This is a genomic window from Pelagimonas sp. KU-00592-HH, assembly GCF_040369695.1.
GTDB lineage: Bacteria > Pseudomonadota > Alphaproteobacteria > Rhodobacterales > Rhodobacteraceae > Shimia.
Genome location: NZ_BAABWM010000003.1, coordinates 403,013 through 419,227 on the forward strand (window position 1 = coordinate 403,013; position 16,215 = coordinate 419,227).

Genomic DNA, 16,215 nt, shown 5'->3' on the forward strand with positions numbered 1-16,215 from the left:
TATCCTCAGCTGTCCGAGTCGATCAGGCCAAGCCCGCGCAAGTAGACGCCAATACCGCTTTCCAGCAGGTCTTCGGGCGGAAACGGGCTTTGGGTTCCGGGCGAGTTCCGCGCAAAAAGTTCCACGACCCCGTGGCTCATGGCCCAGATATGGGCGCTGAACATGCTGGCGGGCGGGCGTTTCTCGGGCGGGATATGGCGGCTCAGATCCTCGGCAGCCCGCTCCATGACACCTCGCGCGCGCGCCGCGACATCGGCCAGCTCGGGTGTCCGGTTCACCGAGATGCCGCTTTCAAACATTGCGATATAGTGGCCGGGGTACTTGCGGGCAAAGGCGAGATAGGCACGCCCGGTGGCCTCGAACGAGGCAAGCGCAGAGGGTTGGCCCTTGTCATAGGCGTATTGCATCAGGTCGGCGAAGATCACATAGCCCTGGCGCGCGGCCTCGGCGATCAGGTCCTCGCGGCCTTCGAAATGGCGGTAGACCGCCGCCGGCGTCACACCCGCCTGTTTCGCGGCCTCGGACAGGGTAAAGCCGGTGGGCCCCTTGGCCTCGATGAGTTTCAGAGCCGCTTCGACAAGGGCCTGGCGCAGATTGCCGTGATGATAGCCGCGTTTAGGCATTCCAGATGTCCGGTCCGCCGCAGGTTTTCGTATCGATGTCACCGATGGCCTTGGCATCCTTGCGGTCATAGTCAAGCCTGCCCAGAACGGTGCGGATCGCCGCCAGACGTGCGCGGCGCTTGTCGTCGGAGCGCACGATTGTCCAGGGTGCTTCGGGCGTGTGAGAGCGTTCCAGCGTTTCCGAGATCGCGGCGCTGTAATCATCCCACTTCTTGAGGCCCTCTACGTCGATCCAGCTGAGTTTCCACTGTTTCAGGGGATCACGCTCGCGGGCCATGAAGCGGCGCAGCTGTTCCGCCCGCCCGACGTTGAGCCAGAACTTGAACAGGTGAATGCCTTCGTCGACCAACATTTTCTCAAAGTCTGGTACCTGCCGGAAGAAGTGCTCGCGTTGAGTGTCGGTGCAGAAGCCAAAGACCTTTTCGACCACGCCGCGATTGTACCACGAGCGGTCATAGAACACGATTTCCCCGCCCGAAGGCAGGTGGTCGATGTAGCGCTGGAAGTACCATTGCGACTGCTCGGCCTCGGTGGGTTTGGAAAGCGCCACCACGCGGGCACCGCGCGGATTGAGGTTCTCGCGAAAGCGTTTGATGGTGCCGCCCTTGCCGGCTGCGTCGCGCCCTTCGAACACAATGGCCACGCGCTGGCCGCTGTCCTTGGCCCAGCGTTGCAGTTTCACGAGCTCAACCTGAAGCGCCTCGATCTCTTTCTCATAGGCCTTGCGGCTCATGCGCTCGGAATGAGGAAAGCTGGCATCAAGGATATCGTCCTTGTCGGCGTCTTTAATGGCTTTGCGGACGGCCTCGGGGGCGTCGTTCTCGTAGAATGCGCTGATGGCGCCATCAAAGGGCAGCTCCATGAAACCTCTCCGTTTTTTCTTAATATGGCCTTCGCAGCGGGCTAGTGCAATGCAGCGCGGTGCGCGGCCCGGTCGATTGCCGCCGCGACATCCCTGGCGGCGACGTGCTGCGGCATGTGGCCGACACCGGGCAGGATGGTGAGCTGTGCGCCGGAAATTCGCGTCACGAGGCGTTCGGCATGGTTCCAATGCGGGACGATCGTGTCTTCATCGCCGTGGATGATTTCCGTCGGCACAGAAATCTCTCCGTACCGCGGATAAAGGGCGTGGATTTCCGCCAGCAGGTTGGCACGCTGAAGCGCGTTGGCCCGCAAGGCGGCGCGGCGGATCGTGAGGCCGGTGCCAAAGTAGGCGCCAAAGCCCTTTGGTTCAGTTTGTGGGGTAAAGATGCTGGCCATGACCCTGTCGACATAGCTGTCGGTGACAAAAGCCGTGATCAGCGGGATCGCCAGCGGCCCGATCCAGCGGTGCGAGACGGTCCGGTAGTAGCCATCAAGGGGCGTTTCCCAGATGCTTGCCACGGCTGCGACGGGCACAAGCGCCGAGAGGCGGTTAGGGAAATGCACCGCCCAGGCCAATGCCACGGCACCGCCATAGCTTTGGCCGCAGACGATGGGGCGGGGCGCGCCAAGCTGGGCGCAGGCCTTGGATAGGAGATCGGCCTGTTCGATGAGCGTGGCCCCCTTGCCATGCAGCCGGTCGGTATAACCAAGGCCAGGACGGTCAAAGACCAGAACGCGGTAACGATCTTCGAGATGGCGCACCAGTTCAAAGGTCATGTCGCGGGTGCTGCCGCTGGCACCGTGGATCAGCACCAGATCGGGCCCGCTGCCGCGGATCACGACATGCACGCGGTGGCCGTCAACCTCGAGAAACTCGCCTTCAGGCGGGTGGCTGGCCTCGGAACGTGCCTCGTGGCGGCGCGCCCGCCACAGGACAACGCCGACGAAGCCCAGAGCAAGAAGGGCGATGAATATCAGGACGTTACCGGCCAATCTCGTTCATGTCGTAAGGCGTGGTTTCGTAGATCTCGGTGATCCAGTTGCCATAAAGAAGATGCGCATGGCTGCGCCAGCGGTTCATCGGCGGCTGGCTTGGATCATCGTCGGGATAATAGTTCATCGGCACGTTGATCGGCGTCCCTTCGGCCACGTCGCGATCATACTCTTGCTTGAGCGTGTCGCTGTCGTATTCGAAGTGGTTGAAGATATAGAGCGCCCGATGCTCGGGATCTTCCACAAGGCAGGGGCCGACTTCGTCGCTGGCCAAGAGGGTCTTCAGGGCCGGAACACTGTCGATTTCGTCCTGTTTCATCTCGGTCCAGCGGCTGACCGGGATCACGCAGTCATCCGAGAAACCGCGCAGGTAGTGCGAGGCGGAATCAAGGTTCTTATGGCGGAAACAACCAAAGGCCTTGGCATCGAGAATGTGTTTCTTGACGCCATGGAAGTAGTTAATCATCGCCATGCCACCCCAGCACACGCCGAAGGTGGAATGCACGTGGGTCTGGGTCCAGTCAAAGATCTCCCGCAACTCGTCCCAGTAGGTCACATCGTCAAAGGGCATGTGCTCGATCGGCGCGCCGGTGATGATCAGACCATCAAACTTCTCACCCGAGGCCTTGACCTCGTCGAAGGGGCGATAGAATTCCGCCATATGCTCGGCAGCCGTGTTGCGGGTCTTGTGCTCGCTCATGCGGATCAGCGAGAGTTCGATCTGCAAGGCAGTGGCCCCGATCAGGCGCGCGAACTGGTTCTCGGTCTGGATTTTCTTGGGCATCAGGTTCAGCAACCCGATCCGCAAGGGCCGAATATCCTGCCGCGCCGCCTGCCGCTCGGACATGACCATCACACCTTCGCGCGAAAGCACGTCGAAGGCGGGAAGGTGCGAGGGCAGTTTGATGGGCATAACAGTATTCCTAGGCCGTAAAGTCCGCTGTGACATAAGCGGTTTTTGTATTTGATTCCAGTGCGAACAAGGGAATTTGAATTGTCCGGATCTAAATCGCCTTTGGGTTGTTCGAACTTTATGGTAGAGTGGTTGTCACGTTTTGAACCAATTTATTTTTGAACAGGTGATATCATGAGATATTCTATGCTCGCCACGGTGGGGGCAACCGTCGCTGCCTGTAGCGCTGCAAGCGTTACTCCCGACATCGAAAAGTTCAGCGATGCTGTGGCCGCGGCCATTGTCGCCGAGAACAAGAACTTCGACGAAGTTACTTTCGGAAAGAAAGTCGCCAAGGCACGGCGACTTGATCTCGTGGCAGTCGGGGCGGCGTACCACAGTTCTGATGCCGAGGCTTGTTTGCATAAACAACCCGCGCTCCGGGTGGTTCAGAAGGACTTCGCCAAAGTCTGTAGAATGATCGCCAAAGATGCCAAAGGGCGGAAGGTTGCAACGGTGTACGACACGGCAAAGGTGCAGGAAACTGCGGCTTACATTGCGCCCGCTACCGATAAGAAAACGGCGCAAGCTTTCCATGCAAATGGGATCCGGAACGATCTCGATGCCTATGCAAAGGCGCTCAAAGCTATGGCTGAGAGTAACAATGCAGCAGACTTGCAAACGTCCGCTGCCGAGGCGATTGGTGCCGCTGGCGGATTGGTGGACGCGGTTCGTGCCTCCGAAAAGTTTACCGGTGAGGGGGGAAGTGCCAAGAAGCTGTCTGCTGTTTCCGAAGTCGTGGGGCTGGTGGCCAAGGAACTTGCCGAAGCTGCCAAGTATCGGAAAATTCGCAGCGTGGTAAAAAGCGCGGATCCCTTTGTTCGCAGGGCTTCTGTGCAACTGGCTTTGATCGCTTACGAAAGCGAAAAGGAAGGTCTCGAGACAACAGCGGCACTTTTGACAACTGCGTTGGAGGATTTCGACGCCGGAACCGAGGCCGGACTGGCGGCAATTGAAAAGGCCCACAAAGATATAGTCGAAGCCGACGAGAAAGCCAGGTACCGGATTTATTCCGACATTGGCCGCACACACGCGGCTATTTTGAAGAGCCTCACCAACGGAGGCTCGCTTGAAGATTTTCAAGAAGCGCAATCGCGTATCGTGGCCCTGCTAGAGGCCGTGAACAAATTGTAATTTAGGAGAAATTTCATGAACCAGAGCGTTATTCCCGAAAACGAATTCGACAAACTACTGCATCTCGTGGAGATCCTTCGAGGCCACTTTTCCAAGATCTACAGCAAGTCCGAACGTGAGCTCATTCGGTTGCGCCGAGCCCGCGATAGAGAGGGCTTCGATGCGCTGAAGGCAGTGCGTGCCGAGATGCGGCGCGAATATGATGAGGCGCTCGATTTGATCGCGGAAAAGCTCATCACACCGGAGCAATTGATGCAAACACGCAAGAAATTGCGGGAGGCTGCGGACAAGGCCTACAAGTTCCTGAAGGACATCAAGGCGATCAACGCGGGTCTTGAAGACTTTAAGAAAGCCGCGGAGTTTCTCAGCAAGCTTGTCGGCGATCTTCGAGTCTTCCTGTAGCGCTTGCCTTGCTGGCTCAACGCCTGTCGAGCGCCCGGGCGATCAGGGTGTTGAAATCCTCGGTCGTCCTCACCTCGGCCACCTCTTCGGCGGTGACGGTGATGCCCCATTTGGACATGGCGTCATAGCGCGGCTGGCGGTGGGCGAGGGCCTTGGAGTAGGTCCAGCGCACGAAGGCGTTGGGGTCGACTTCGTCTTCGCCGATATCATTTTCGGCAAGGTATTCGCTCCAGCGGGCCTTGAGGAACTCGGGTTTGTAGAACATCGGCTTGGGCGCCTTGTCAAAGCGGCGTGCCAGTTCATCGGCGTGGGCGTCCGAGCCTTTGATCCAGACCATCAGGGTGTTTTGCGACAGTGCGGTCATGACCGGATCGTTCGGGTCATCCGCGTCGACCACTTCGCAGATGGACCCGCCGGTGTCGCAGACGAAATGGTCATAACCATAAAGGTCCTGTGCGCGGTTGATGAAATGCACGGTATCCAAGAGCGCCGACACTTCCGCTGCGTGGTGCTGTTCCTGACGGCGCATGTATTCGTCAAACGGGACTCCGCCAAGATCGGGATTGCCCGGCTTGCCAAGGTAGGTCGACAGCGGCGCGAGGTTGTCGAAGGTGATATTCGAGCCGATATAGATCGAATCCGACATCAGCAACTCGCGCAGGAACGGGTTTTTCATGGCTTCGCGCTTGGCGTTGTCGGCGATAAACTCGCCCATGTAGCGGGTGCCGATACGGTAGTCGATCGAGTAGTGGAACCATTCGCCACTGTCGCGCAGCATGTTCGAGACATGGGTCTTGCCAAGGCCCGACATGCCAAACAAAAGCACCTTTTTGCGGTCGGCCGCCTGCCAGTCCTGCGCGGAAGTGTAGATCATTGCCCGGTCCTCAGAGATTTCCGCATTTTGGTAGCGGGCCTCTTCGGAAGGGTCAAATGGGAATCCGACATCCGCGTGTGTGGGATCGTCGCGTTTGGGCCTAGCTCTTCTTGTGTCCGGGCAGGGGAATGCGACCATCAAGCACGAGAAGGCCAAGTGCAAGGATGCCAAAGCCTGCGAAGGCGCGCATCTCGAGGGCCTCGTCAAGGACGAGGGCCCCTAGCACGATGGCAAAGGGCGGTATGAGCAGTGTCACGAGGGACAGGTTGCCGCTGCCGGCCATGTCGAGCACACGGTAGTAGAGCAGGTAGGCGCCTGCCGTGGCGATCAACGCGTAATAGGCCAGTGCGGCATAGGTCGTGGCCGAAAGCTGCGTCTCGAAGGGGCCATCCACGGCCCAGGCCAGCGGCACGGCGATCAGTGCCGAACAGGTCAGCATACCCGCCGCCGAGACATGCGGGGCAAGACCGGCAAGGTGTTTGCGGGCCCAGACGGCCGCCAGAGCATAGGACAGCGGCGCGCCAAGTGCCGCAAGCTGGGCAAGGCTGCGCGGATCGAAATGGCGGATGGCGTCAAGGCCGATGGCGGTTGCAACGCCCGCGAAACCAATCAGCACACCGGCGAGTTTGCGGCGGCTGAGCCGTTCATCCGCAAAGAACAGCGCCGCCGCCAGCACCCCGAAGGGGGCCGTGGCCGCGTTGAAGATCGAGGCAAGGCCGCTTTCGATGTGAAGCTGGCTCCAGTTCAGGAGAGAGAAGGGAATGAGGTTGTTCAACAAGCCCATGACCATGAAGGCGGTCCACGTCCGCAGGTCCCGCGGTACCGGCAACCGCAGCATCCTGACAGCCGCCCAGAGCACCAGCGCGGCCCAGAATGTCCTATGTGCCACGGCGGTCAGAACCCCGACTTCGTTCAAGGCCAGACGGGCGGCAAGGAATACGCCACCCCAGATCAGGCCAAGCAAAAGCAGTTCGATCCAGGCGCGCTGGGAAAGCGAGGTTTGGGTAACATCAGTCATGCGGGCGGTGTAGACGGGTTTGGCAGACCCATCACTCCGTTTCTTGCGCAAAGAAAAAGCCCCACCGATTGGCGGGGCTTTGAATTTTCGTCCAGATGAGATTAGAAGTAGAAGCCGACACGCAGTCCGAAGGAGATCGCGTCGCTTCCGCCAAACGCGGCGCGTGCCACGTCAGGTGTACCGGTTTCAGCAAATGCGTCACCTAGTTTGGTGTAACGCACGCCGCCAGAGATTTTCATTTTGTCTTTTTTGTATTGAAGGCCGAGGGTCAAAGCTTTCATCCCGTTTGTGGGAGCAAGAGGTGAAACGAGATTATCGCTACTAGCCGCTTCATATGAGAGCATGACCGAGCCTGAGAGGTTTTCCGTAAAACGACGCCCTAGACCTAGCGAAAAAGTCGTCGAGTCTTCAATATCAACCAACTCAGTATTTGAGATAGTCGGCATGATGCTAACGACGCTGTGGTCTACCCACCGAATACCGGCCATCAACAACGTGTTCTGAGCGACCCCCGTTTGGAAATCGATGTTCAAGGATTGTGGTGTGGTTGTGTTTGTCGTTGTAGTAGCCAACGGCGCAAGGCTCTCAACAGTGCTGAAACTGTGGTCGATTTCAGATTGATAAGTTACTGCCAAGCGCAGGGCAATGTCCGGCCTTTCAAAGGCTGCACCAACAAGCCAGCCGACGCCAGAGTCCTGAGCAAGAGACACGTTGTAGCCGTTCAAAGGGCCATAGGCGAGGCCAGAAAGGGTTATGTTCCCTTCAGCTTGTTGGTATCGCAACCCACCATGAAGGCTGAAACTGTCATTAAATTTGTATCTGAGGATACCGGTCAGAGATTGCGTCTCTGCGATTGCCTGTGTGCCTCCAAGCAGCACGGAACCTGGAGTTAGAGGGTTCGCATCTGGTGCGGCGTAAACCACGTCTGAACCCCAAGGCTGATCGTAAATAATGGCTGCAGAAAGTTGGTCTGTAATTTGGATCTTAAGACCACCAGCTATTTGATTGAAGCTTTGAGCAACGTTTCCCGACGGCGTTTGCGCCGGGTTAAAGATAGCCAGATCATTGCCCATGACTGAAGGGTTGCTGTGACCGAAAGACAACTCTACATAATTGCCTTCTTCAAAAATCAACCCAATCGGTTGTCCGGAGCGATCAAGGCCGCCCGCAAAGCCCTGCCCAGCCAGAAGCGCGAGTGCGCAGGTTGTGGTTGCGACCTGTCCCAGGTTTATTTTTTTCATAGAGTCCTCCCATTTCGGAAAAGGAAAACAAGACGCTGACGTTTCCGTCAATTTGTCACCTTGCGTAAAGCTCACTCGGGGTAGCGAGCAGCGGTCGATCTGTAGCGAACGTGCAACAGTTTTGTTAACTTTTGCGGTTTGGCGACGGAAGTTCACTAAGGATGTTTATGTAGTTGCCGCCAAAAATCAGCACGGCCCCAATCAGAACGTAGATGTCCAGCGGTTCTGCGTAAAACAGCATTCCAACCACGGCGATGGCGGGCAGGCGGGCAAAATCGATGGGGACAACAACGGTTGCCGGGGCGAGGGTGAGGGCTGATGTCAGGCAGAAATGCGCGATCAGGCCGGCAAAGCCGATGAGGATGAGCCAGGGCACGCTGTGGGCCGAAGGCAGGGCGATGTCCATGTCCCAGCCAGCAAAGACGATACCGAAAACGGCCTGCATGGTTGTGAGGTAGAACAGGATGCAGGTGATGGTTTCGGTGCGGGTCAGCCGCTTGGTCAGCATGATGGAAAAGGCAAAGCCGATGGCCGAAAGAGCCGCGGTGACAAGGCCCGCGTTGATCGGTGTTGCCCCGGGGCGGGCAACGATCAGGATGCCGATGAAACCGATCAGGGCGGCCAGTAGGCGCATGCGCGTTAGACGCTCACCCAGCACCAGCGGCGACAGGACGATCACCCAGAGCGGCGAGGTGAATTCGAGCGCGAAGACCTGCGCCAGCGGGATAAGTGTCAGCGCATAGAACCACAGGTTCTGGCCTGCAAAATGCGCCGCGTTGCGGGTGAGGTGCAGCCCCAGCGATCTGCGGGTGATCTGGTTTTGCGTTCCTGCAAGGAAGGTCACGGTAATCACCACGATGACACCGACAAAACTGCGGTACATCATGATCTCGAAGGTATCGAGTTCGAAGGCAACCGCCCGCCCGGCAATCGCCATCGACGAAAAGGACAGGATCGCGCCGATCATCCACAGCGCGGCTTTCAGCGTATTGCTCATTCCGCCACCACGCAGCACCCGGTCAGCAGGATCGGGGTTTGCCCGCGCTGCGTCAGGACATGGGCGGTGAAGGGCCATGTATCAGCGCCAAGGGTGCATGTTGCCTTGTCGACAAGCAGGATCGCCGTGTCGAATTCGGCAATCAGCGTATAGGCGCGTGGCCAGTCATGCCCTTCGGCGACGCTGGATTGTGGCACATCGAAACGATCGCTGCGCTGGAAGGTGAAGCTTGCGCTGTCTTCGGCGAGCGTGAGATCCCAATCCGGTCCCACGCCCTCGCAGGTCAGGGGAACGTCCGCCCCTGCAGCCCCTGCGGCGAGGGTTGCGCCCAATACCACTTTCCTGAACATCACCCGCTCCCTGACGACTGCTGCATTCTTGGGGCAAGGCTGCAGAATTTTCTAGAAAATTCTTCAGTCTGAAATTCTTCGAGAAGAATTTCAGGGTTCCGAAAAAAAAGAAAAGCGCCTCTGTTCAGGAGGCGCTTTCAATCGTTATTCCCACTCGATGGTGCCCGGAGGCTTCGAGGTGATGTCATAGGTGCAGCGGTTGATGCCCTTGACCTCGTTGATGATCCGCGTGGCGGTTTCGCCAAGGAACTCGTGGGTGAAAGGATAGTAATCCGCGGTCATGCCGTCGACCGAGGTCACGGCGCGCAGAGCGCAGGCATAGTCGTATGTGCGGCCATCGCCCATGACGCCAACGGTGCGCACCGGCAGGATTGCCACGAAGGCCTGCCAGATCTCGTCGTAAAGACCGTGCTTGCGGATCTGGTCGATATAGACCGCATCGGCTTCGCGCAGGATGTCCAGCTTTTCGCGGGTGATCTCGCCGGGGCAGCGAATGGCAAGGCCCGGTCCGGGGAAGGGGTGGCGGCCGATGAACGACTGCGGCAGGCCCAGCTCGCGACCCAAGGCGCGAACTTCGTCCTTGAACAGCTCGCGCAGCGGTTCGACCAGCTTCAGACCCATTTTCTCGGGAAGGCCGCCGACGTTGTGGTGCGATTTGATCGTCACCGAAGGGCCGCCGGAGAAGGAGACCGATTCAATCACGTCAGGATACAGCGTGCCCTGGGCAAGGAATTCGGCGCCGTCGATGGTGTTGGCGTGTTTCTGGAACACGTCGATGAACAGCTTGCCGATGGTCTTGCGCTTGGTTTCCGGATCGGACTGGCCTTCCAACTCGCCAAGGAACAATTCGGTCTCATCGGCGTGGATCAGCTTGATGTTATAGTTGTCGCGGAACATCGAGACCACTTCTTCGGCCTCGCCCTTGCGCAAAAGGCCGTGGTCCACGAAGACGCAGGTCAACTGGTCGCCGATCGCTTCGTGCAGCAGGATCGCGGTGACCGACGAGTCTACGCCGCCCGACAGACCGCAGATCACGTGGGAGTCGCCCACTTGTTCGCGGATCGTCTTGATGGCTTCCTCGCGGTAGGCGCCCATGGTCCAGTCGCCGGTAAAGCCCGCAAGCTTGATGAAGTTCTCGTAGAGTTTCGCACCGTTCGGGGTGTGGTGCACCTCGGGGTGGAACTGAACCGCATAGAAATGGCGCTTGGTATCGGCGGTGATCGCGTAAGGTGCGTTGGGCGAGGTGCCATAGACCTCAAAGCCCGGGGCGATTTCGCTGACGTGGTCGCCGTGGCTCATCCAGACCTGTTCGTCGCCGTCTTCGAACCAGCCCTTGAGAATGTCGAGCTCGTTTTTCGGGGTCACATAGGCACGCCCGAATTCCGCGGTGCCGTGGCCGCTTTCGACCTTGCCGCCGAGTTGGTGCATCATGACCTGCTGGCCGTAGCAGATGCCAAGGATCGGAACACCGTAGTCGAAGATTTCCTGCGGCGCGCGCGGGCTGCCTTCGCGGGTCACGCTGTCGGGACCACCCGAGAAGATGATCGCCTTGGGCGCCATCTCGCGGACAACGTCCATGGTGACGTTCTGATAGGGGTGGATTTCGCAATAGACGTTCAGCTCGCGCAGGCGGCGCGCAATCAGCTGCGTGACCTGGCTGCCGAAGTCGATGATCAGGAGGCGGGCATGGGATTTGTCTGACATGAGTGCCGCATAGGCCAGTGCGGTGATTTTCGCAAGAGATGAAGAGCGTCACAGAGGCGGAGAGACATGTTTTTGTTGCCAAGACTTGTTCCGCGCCATTAGCGTCGCGGATTTATCAGCCACGGATCATGGCAGGGAGAGCAGGAATTGGTTATCGGGATCGAAGGCGCGGCGCTCAATCTGGCGCTTGCACTGTTTTGCGGAGCGTTGATCGGATCGGAACGGCAGGTGCGTCAGCGCATGGCCGGATTGCGGACAAATGCCCTGGTTGCGCTGGGTGCCGCCACTTACGTTGTCTTCTCGCAGTTGTTTCCCGACGAGGTGAGCCCGACACGGGTTGCCGCGCAGGTGGTCTCTGGCATCGGTTTCCTTGGCGCGGGCATCATTTTCCGGCATGGCTTTACGGTGCATGGCCTCAATACGGCCGCAACCCTGTGGTGTTCGGCAGCGGTTGGGCTGATTGCCGGGGCGGGCTATCCGGCTTTTGCTGTTCTGGCGACGGGGCTGGTGGTGTTTGTGAACCTCGGCCTGCGTCCGCTGGTGAAATGGCTGAAACGCAAGACGCGGGCGGGCATTCCCTTGCTTCTGGAATACCGCGTGATCATGGATTGCGAGGCCGAGAAGGAAAGCGATCTGAGGGCGCAGGCGCTGCAGCTTTTGTCAGGGCAGGGCGTTCAGATCACCGGCTTCGAGAAATGTGACAGCGTGCGCAGCGGCACCGAAAGGCTCTCGGTTAGCATTTCCGTCGTCGAGAAGAACGAAGACGAAATGAACAGCCTGATTGCGCCCCTGATGCTGGCCCCCGGCGTTGTGGCGATTGCGTGGGAATCATCGGTCGAAGAGTAGCCGGGGCAGGGGGAAACCGCGCCAAGGTCGCTCGAATACCCCCTGAATGTCGCTTTTCAACTTCAATGGCCGTTATCTTTCTCTGGCTTTGGGGCCGTCACTTGTATCACGGTAGGGGAAAGAAACGCTTTTTGGTGAGGAAAGCACATGACTGAAGCGCGAGCACGTCGTCGGAGCCGTGGTGGTGGAGGCGCAGCCCGCCGCGCCGAACGCGGCGCTGTCTCCTTTGAGACCGCAAAATACATCGAACGCAATATTCCGAACTTCGAGGTTCTGAACGAAGAAGCGATCGAGACCATCGAGTACAACGCTGAAACCGTACTCGAAGAAATCGGTGTCAACTTTGTTGACAATCCGGCGGCGCTTGAACGCTGGAAAAACGCCGGTGCCGACGTCAAGGGCGAACGCGTCCACATCCCGCGCGGCCTTGCCCGCGAGCTGATCAAGACCGCCCCGTCGCAATTCACCCAGCACGCCCGCAACCCCGCCAAATCGGTGGAAATCGGTGGCCGTAACCTGGTTCTGGCGCCGGTCTATGGCCCGCCCTTCGTGCGCGATGCCGCCGGTGGCCGTCGTTACGCGACCATGGACGACTTCAACAAGTTCGTGAAGCTGGCTTACATGTCGAAATGGCTGCACCACTCGGGCGGTACGGTGTGTGAACCGACCGATATCCCGGTGAACAAGCGTCACCTCGACATGCTGATGGCGCACATGACCCTGAGCGACAAGCCGTTCATGGGCTCGGTCACCGAACCAAGCCGTGCGCAGGATTCGGTCGACATGGCGGGCATCCTGTTCGGCGAAGACTTTGTTCAGAACAACACCGTGATGACCTCGCTGACCAACATCAACTCGCCGATGACCTTCGACGACGTGATGATGGGCTCGCTCGAAGTCTATGCCCAGAACAACCAGGCGTGCATCATTTCGCCCTTCATCGTGGGCGGCGCGATGGCACCGGTTTCGGTTGCTGGTACCCTGACGCAGGTTCTGGCCGAAGTTCTGGCCGGTGTGGCCTATAGCCAGGTGGTGCGCCCCGGTGCGCCCGCGATCTTTGGCGCCTTCGTTTCGTCGATCGACATGGGCTCTGGTGCGCCGACCTTCGGCACCCCCGAAGCCTCGCTCGTCACCTATGGTGCCGGTCAGTTGGCCCGTCGTCTGAACCTGCCGTTCCGTTCGGCCGGTTCGTTCTGTGGCTCGAAACTGCCCGACGCGCAGGCGGCTTATGAAACCGCCAACTCGCTCAACATGGGTCTGATGTCGGGTGTGAACTTCATGCTGCACTCTTGCGGCTGGCTGGAAGGTGGTCTTGTGGCTGACTTTGAGAAGTTTGTCATGGACGCCGACCAACTGGGCGCGCTGCACGGTCTGGCCAAGGGTGTTCCCTATGACGAGGACGCGCAGGCCATGGGCGCGATCCGCGAAGTTGGTCCAGGTGGCCACTATCTCGGTTGTGACCACACCCAGGCCAACTTCAAGACCGCGTTCTGGAAGTCGGACCTGCTGGACTACAAACCGTTCGAGACCTGGGAAGAAGAAGGCGCGCGCGACACCCGCCAACTGGCGACCAGCCGTGTCGAGAAACTTCTCGCAGACTACCAGAAGCCGGAAATGGACGCTGGTATCGAAGAGGCCCTGAACGAATACGTGGCCAAGAAAAAGGCGTCCATGCCGGATTCGATGACCTGAGGCGCTTCTGCCCTATACTCTTTGGCGAGAGGCGCGCATCAATTGTGCCTCTCCCATCATCGCAATGAGTGTGTCCACATGTGACACAAGCGAATACCCCGCATCCCCCTTGCGGCGTTGGTCATTCAGTTGCGCTTCTTTCTCCATCAATGACATAAGGGCGACTGCATTGCGCGGCAGCTTGCCATAGCCGAAATGGCGTTGCAGATGCTCGGTGCGGCTGTAGCCGTCTACGCCGGCGCGAGCGGCCCGGATAAGCAGACGGGGGCGTTTCAGCGTGTTGAGATGACCAAGGATATCTTTCATGATTGTGTGCCTCCAACAACGAGTTTTTTCTGACGAAGGCAATCACGAAAACACAACTTAAGCGGGTGTTGCGTGAATTTGATTCCCGCGAACTCAAGATTTCGACACTGTTCATAAAATCGAAACAATGCTGGTCTTAGCGGACAACCGTTAACTTCCAGGTAAGGAATCGTTTTTAATTTTGTGGATAGGTATGGGGATAACTCTTGGGTAACTGTGGGTGTCATTCTGACCTTTTCGAGGCTGTCATACATGCAGTCTAGAAGGACATTGGATCGGCTGCCTCAGTGGATACCGCAGGATGTTCTCCGGTATCTGGAGCATACTGAAACGGGTGTCTCCATCCGGTCCCTGGCGCGCCGCTCGGCCGCGCATCCCTCTACGATTTCAAGGCAGATCAGGCGTCTGGAATGCCGCCGGGACGATCCCTTGGTGGATGCCATGCTGGTGCGTCTGGCAAACGGTTTGCACTTCCGCGTTGAGAGTTCAGCCCGCGAGGAGATCCAGACCATGCACCATGCCGATAAAGACACTTTCCTTCCGAATTCCACGACCTTCGATGCCGAGGCCCAGCGCGTGTTGCGCCGTCTTTGCGAAACGGGGGCCGTGTTGGCCGTGGCGGCCGACATGGACAAAGCGGTGGTGGTTCGTGAAACCGGCGAGGCCCAGACACGAACGGCCGTTGTCGCGCGCGACATTGTCGAGGCGCTGGCCCTGAAAGAATGGATCACATGCCCGTCTCCGGGGCGAATTTCCCGTTATATCATAACCGCTTGCGGGCGATCTGCCTTGAACCGGATGATGGCGGATGCCGAAAGCAAGGCCGTTGGGTTCGCCGAGGCGCAGGCCGTCTTTGATGGTGCACCGGACCTTGCGATGGGGGAGGTGATCGCGCAGCGTTTCTCCGCCGCGGACTCGCCGCTGGCCGCCCTTGCAAGACGGCGGGATCGGGATGGCTCTCCCTTCCTGAATGACGCACAGGTGGCGGCAGGTGAGCGCCTGCGCGAGGATTTCGAACTGGCGCAACTCGATGCCGAAACCGCGCTGGACTGGTACCAGATCCTGACCGATCACGAGACCCTGAAACAGGCAGAGCCTACACGCACCGCAACCATACCGGGGCAGGCAAGTCAGCGTGTTGTCGGGGCGCTGCAAGAGCTGGGGACAGGGCTTGCGGATGTGACACTCAGATGCTGCTGTTTTCTTGAGGGTCTGGAAAGCACCGAGAAGCGTTTGGGCTGGTCTGCGCGCTCCGGCAAGATCGTTCTGCGCATCGCGCTTACGCGGTTGAGTGAATATTATCGTTCACAAGCAGGGCAGGCAGGGCATATGATCGGGTAGGACCCTCCTTGGGTTTATCGCTTGAAGTTTTGAGCCAACAGCGAGCGAAGGGGCGGCGCACATCTGTTGCGCCGCCCAACACATTCTCCGCTTTGCGTTGCTGCAAAAAGAAACGGTCCGTGCATGAGGCACGGACCGTTCAAACTTTCCGGATGTCGCAAGACTTATGCGACGTCGACCTTGGCCGCTTTCAGGTGGTCCATCAGGTTTTCCGGCGAGGAGACACCATAGGGGTCTTCACCGTGGTTGTCTTCCAGACCCGGCTCTTCGAACCATGCTTCAACAACGCCGTTGTTGACGATGGCGGCATAGCGCCACGAACGTGCACCAAAGCCCAGGTTGTCCTTGGCGACCAGCATGCCGATCTTGCGGGTGAATTCGCCCGAACCGTCCGGGATGACCTTGACGTTTTCGAGGTCCTGCGACTCGGCCCATTTGTTCATCACGAAGCTGTCGTTGACCGACATGCAGTAGATTTCGTCGATGCCCAGCTCAGCGAATTCGCCGGCCATTTTTTCAAAACCCGGCAGCTGGTAGGTCGAGCAGGTGGGGGTGAAGGCGCCCGGCAGCGAGAACAGGATAACGCGCTTGCCAGCAAAGTAATCGTCCGAGGTCATGTCCTGCCAACGGAAGGGGTTGGGGCCGCCAACGGCTTCGTCGCGAACACGGGTTTTGAAGGTCACTGCGGGGACTTTTACGCCTGTATGCATCGGGGGATTCCTCATGAGAAGATTGCAATCGCGGGGTGTTTAAAACGATTCTAATTTCGGTGCAATCCGCCTTGCGGCCGAGGTGACGACTTTCCGCATGGTCGTTGTGCGAGCGGTGGACAGCGGGCTCATTAAACAGTTAAGAAGATGCATATTTACGCAGGCCGC

Annotated in this window: 17 protein-coding genes; 5 read left to right on the top strand and 12 right to left on the bottom strand. The window is 58.7% G+C overall.

Annotation, left to right across the window (positions count from 1 at the left end; translation table 11 throughout):
• Nucleotides 1–5: 5 nt before the first annotated feature.
• From ABWV42_RS14345 to metA, 4 genes are read right to left on the bottom strand one after another with little or no spacing between them, the layout of a single operon-like run.
• Nucleotides 6–623: a TetR/AcrR family transcriptional regulator gene (locus ABWV42_RS14345; protein WP_255106435.1), complete on the bottom strand. Its 618-nt coding sequence runs from the start codon at nucleotides 621–623 to the stop codon at nucleotides 6–8.
• Nucleotides 616–1,485, bottom strand: a complete 870-nt coding sequence (ppk2, locus tag ABWV42_RS14350; RefSeq protein WP_353340766.1) for a polyphosphate kinase 2 — start codon at nucleotides 1,483–1,485, stop codon at nucleotides 616–618. Before ppk2 ends, ABWV42_RS14345 begins: the two co-directional genes overlap by 8 nt.
• Nucleotides 1,486–1,526: 41 nt before the next feature.
• Nucleotides 1,527–2,480, bottom strand: a complete 954-nt coding sequence (locus ABWV42_RS14355; RefSeq protein ID WP_353340767.1) for an alpha/beta fold hydrolase — start codon at nucleotides 2,478–2,480, stop codon at nucleotides 1,527–1,529.
• Entirely contained in the window at nucleotides 2,470–3,393 is a 924-nt protein-coding gene (gene metA, locus ABWV42_RS14360; protein ID WP_353340768.1) for a homoserine O-acetyltransferase MetA, read from the bottom strand. Before metA ends, ABWV42_RS14355 begins: the two co-directional genes overlap by 11 nt.
• A gap of 186 nt (nucleotides 3,394–3,579) precedes the next feature.
• Between metA and ABWV42_RS14365 the strand changes: the two genes are divergently transcribed.
• Together ABWV42_RS14365 and ABWV42_RS14370 are read left to right on the top strand one after the other, a co-directional pair.
• Entirely contained in the window at nucleotides 3,580–4,566 is a 987-nt protein-coding gene (locus ABWV42_RS14365) for a hypothetical protein (protein ID WP_353340770.1), read from the top strand.
• A 15-nt stretch (nucleotides 4,567–4,581) separates the two neighbouring features.
• Nucleotides 4,582–4,968, top strand: coding sequence for a hypothetical protein (locus ABWV42_RS14370; protein WP_353340771.1), 387 nt, complete (start codon nucleotides 4,582–4,584; stop codon nucleotides 4,966–4,968).
• Between the two features lie 16 nt (nucleotides 4,969–4,984).
• Here ABWV42_RS14370 and ABWV42_RS14375 read toward each other — a convergent pair whose 3' ends face one another.
• The 6 genes from ABWV42_RS14375 to guaA form a co-directional block, all read right to left on the bottom strand.
• Nucleotides 4,985–5,842: an ATPase gene (locus ABWV42_RS14375; protein ID WP_353340772.1), complete on the bottom strand. Its 858-nt coding sequence runs from the start codon at nucleotides 5,840–5,842 to the stop codon at nucleotides 4,985–4,987.
• A 100-nt stretch (nucleotides 5,843–5,942) separates the two neighbouring features.
• Nucleotides 5,943–6,860: a DMT family transporter gene (locus ABWV42_RS14380; RefSeq protein WP_353340773.1), complete on the bottom strand. Its 918-nt coding sequence runs from the start codon at nucleotides 6,858–6,860 to the stop codon at nucleotides 5,943–5,945.
• Nucleotides 6,861–6,961: 101 nt separating this feature from the next.
• Nucleotides 6,962–8,101: an OmpP1/FadL family transporter gene (locus ABWV42_RS14385; RefSeq protein WP_353340774.1), complete on the bottom strand. Its 1,140-nt coding sequence runs from the start codon at nucleotides 8,099–8,101 to the stop codon at nucleotides 6,962–6,964.
• A gap of 124 nt (nucleotides 8,102–8,225) precedes the next feature.
• The gene (locus tag ABWV42_RS14390) at nucleotides 8,226–9,098 is read right to left on the bottom strand and encodes a DMT family transporter (RefSeq protein ID WP_353340775.1); all 873 of its coding nucleotides are present in this window, start codon (nucleotides 9,096–9,098) and stop codon (nucleotides 8,226–8,228) included.
• Nucleotides 9,095–9,448, bottom strand: a complete 354-nt coding sequence (locus ABWV42_RS14395; protein WP_353340776.1) for a hypothetical protein — start codon at nucleotides 9,446–9,448, stop codon at nucleotides 9,095–9,097. The genes ABWV42_RS14390 and ABWV42_RS14395 overlap by 4 nt, the downstream gene beginning before the upstream one ends.
• 144 nt (nucleotides 9,449–9,592) lie before the next feature.
• Nucleotides 9,593–11,152, bottom strand: a complete 1,560-nt coding sequence (gene guaA / locus ABWV42_RS14400; RefSeq protein ID WP_255106457.1) for a glutamine-hydrolyzing GMP synthase — start codon at nucleotides 11,150–11,152, stop codon at nucleotides 9,593–9,595.
• A gap of 147 nt (nucleotides 11,153–11,299) precedes the next feature.
• On the opposite strand from guaA, the gene ABWV42_RS14405 reads away from it, so the two are divergent.
• Together ABWV42_RS14405 and ABWV42_RS14410 are read left to right on the top strand one after the other, a co-directional pair.
• A complete protein-coding gene (locus ABWV42_RS14405; protein ID WP_353340777.1) occupies nucleotides 11,300–11,998 on the top strand; it encodes an MgtC/SapB family protein in 699 nt (232 codons plus the stop codon).
• Between the two features lie 147 nt (nucleotides 11,999–12,145).
• Complete coding sequence (locus ABWV42_RS14410) at nucleotides 12,146–13,690, top strand: trimethylamine methyltransferase family protein (protein WP_353340778.1); 1,545 nt, start codon at nucleotides 12,146–12,148, stop codon at nucleotides 13,688–13,690.
• 12 nt (nucleotides 13,691–13,702) lie between these two features.
• Here ABWV42_RS14410 and ABWV42_RS14415 read toward each other — a convergent pair whose 3' ends face one another.
• Nucleotides 13,703–13,996, bottom strand: a complete 294-nt coding sequence (locus tag ABWV42_RS14415; protein WP_255106463.1) for a DUF6477 family protein — start codon at nucleotides 13,994–13,996, stop codon at nucleotides 13,703–13,705.
• 441 nt (nucleotides 13,997–14,437) lie between these two features.
• Here ABWV42_RS14415 and ABWV42_RS14420 point away from each other — a divergent pair, with 441 nt between their 5' ends.
• Complete coding sequence (locus ABWV42_RS14420) at nucleotides 14,438–15,337, top strand: DUF6456 domain-containing protein (protein WP_353340779.1); 900 nt, start codon at nucleotides 14,438–14,440, stop codon at nucleotides 15,335–15,337.
• Nucleotides 15,338–15,501: 164 nt separating this feature from the next.
• Here ABWV42_RS14420 and ABWV42_RS14425 read toward each other — a convergent pair whose 3' ends face one another.
• On the bottom strand, nucleotides 15,502–16,047 hold the full coding sequence (locus tag ABWV42_RS14425) for a peroxiredoxin (RefSeq protein ID WP_353340780.1): 546 nt from the start codon (nucleotides 16,045–16,047) through the stop codon (nucleotides 15,502–15,504).
• Nucleotides 16,048–16,215: the final 168 nt, after the last annotated feature.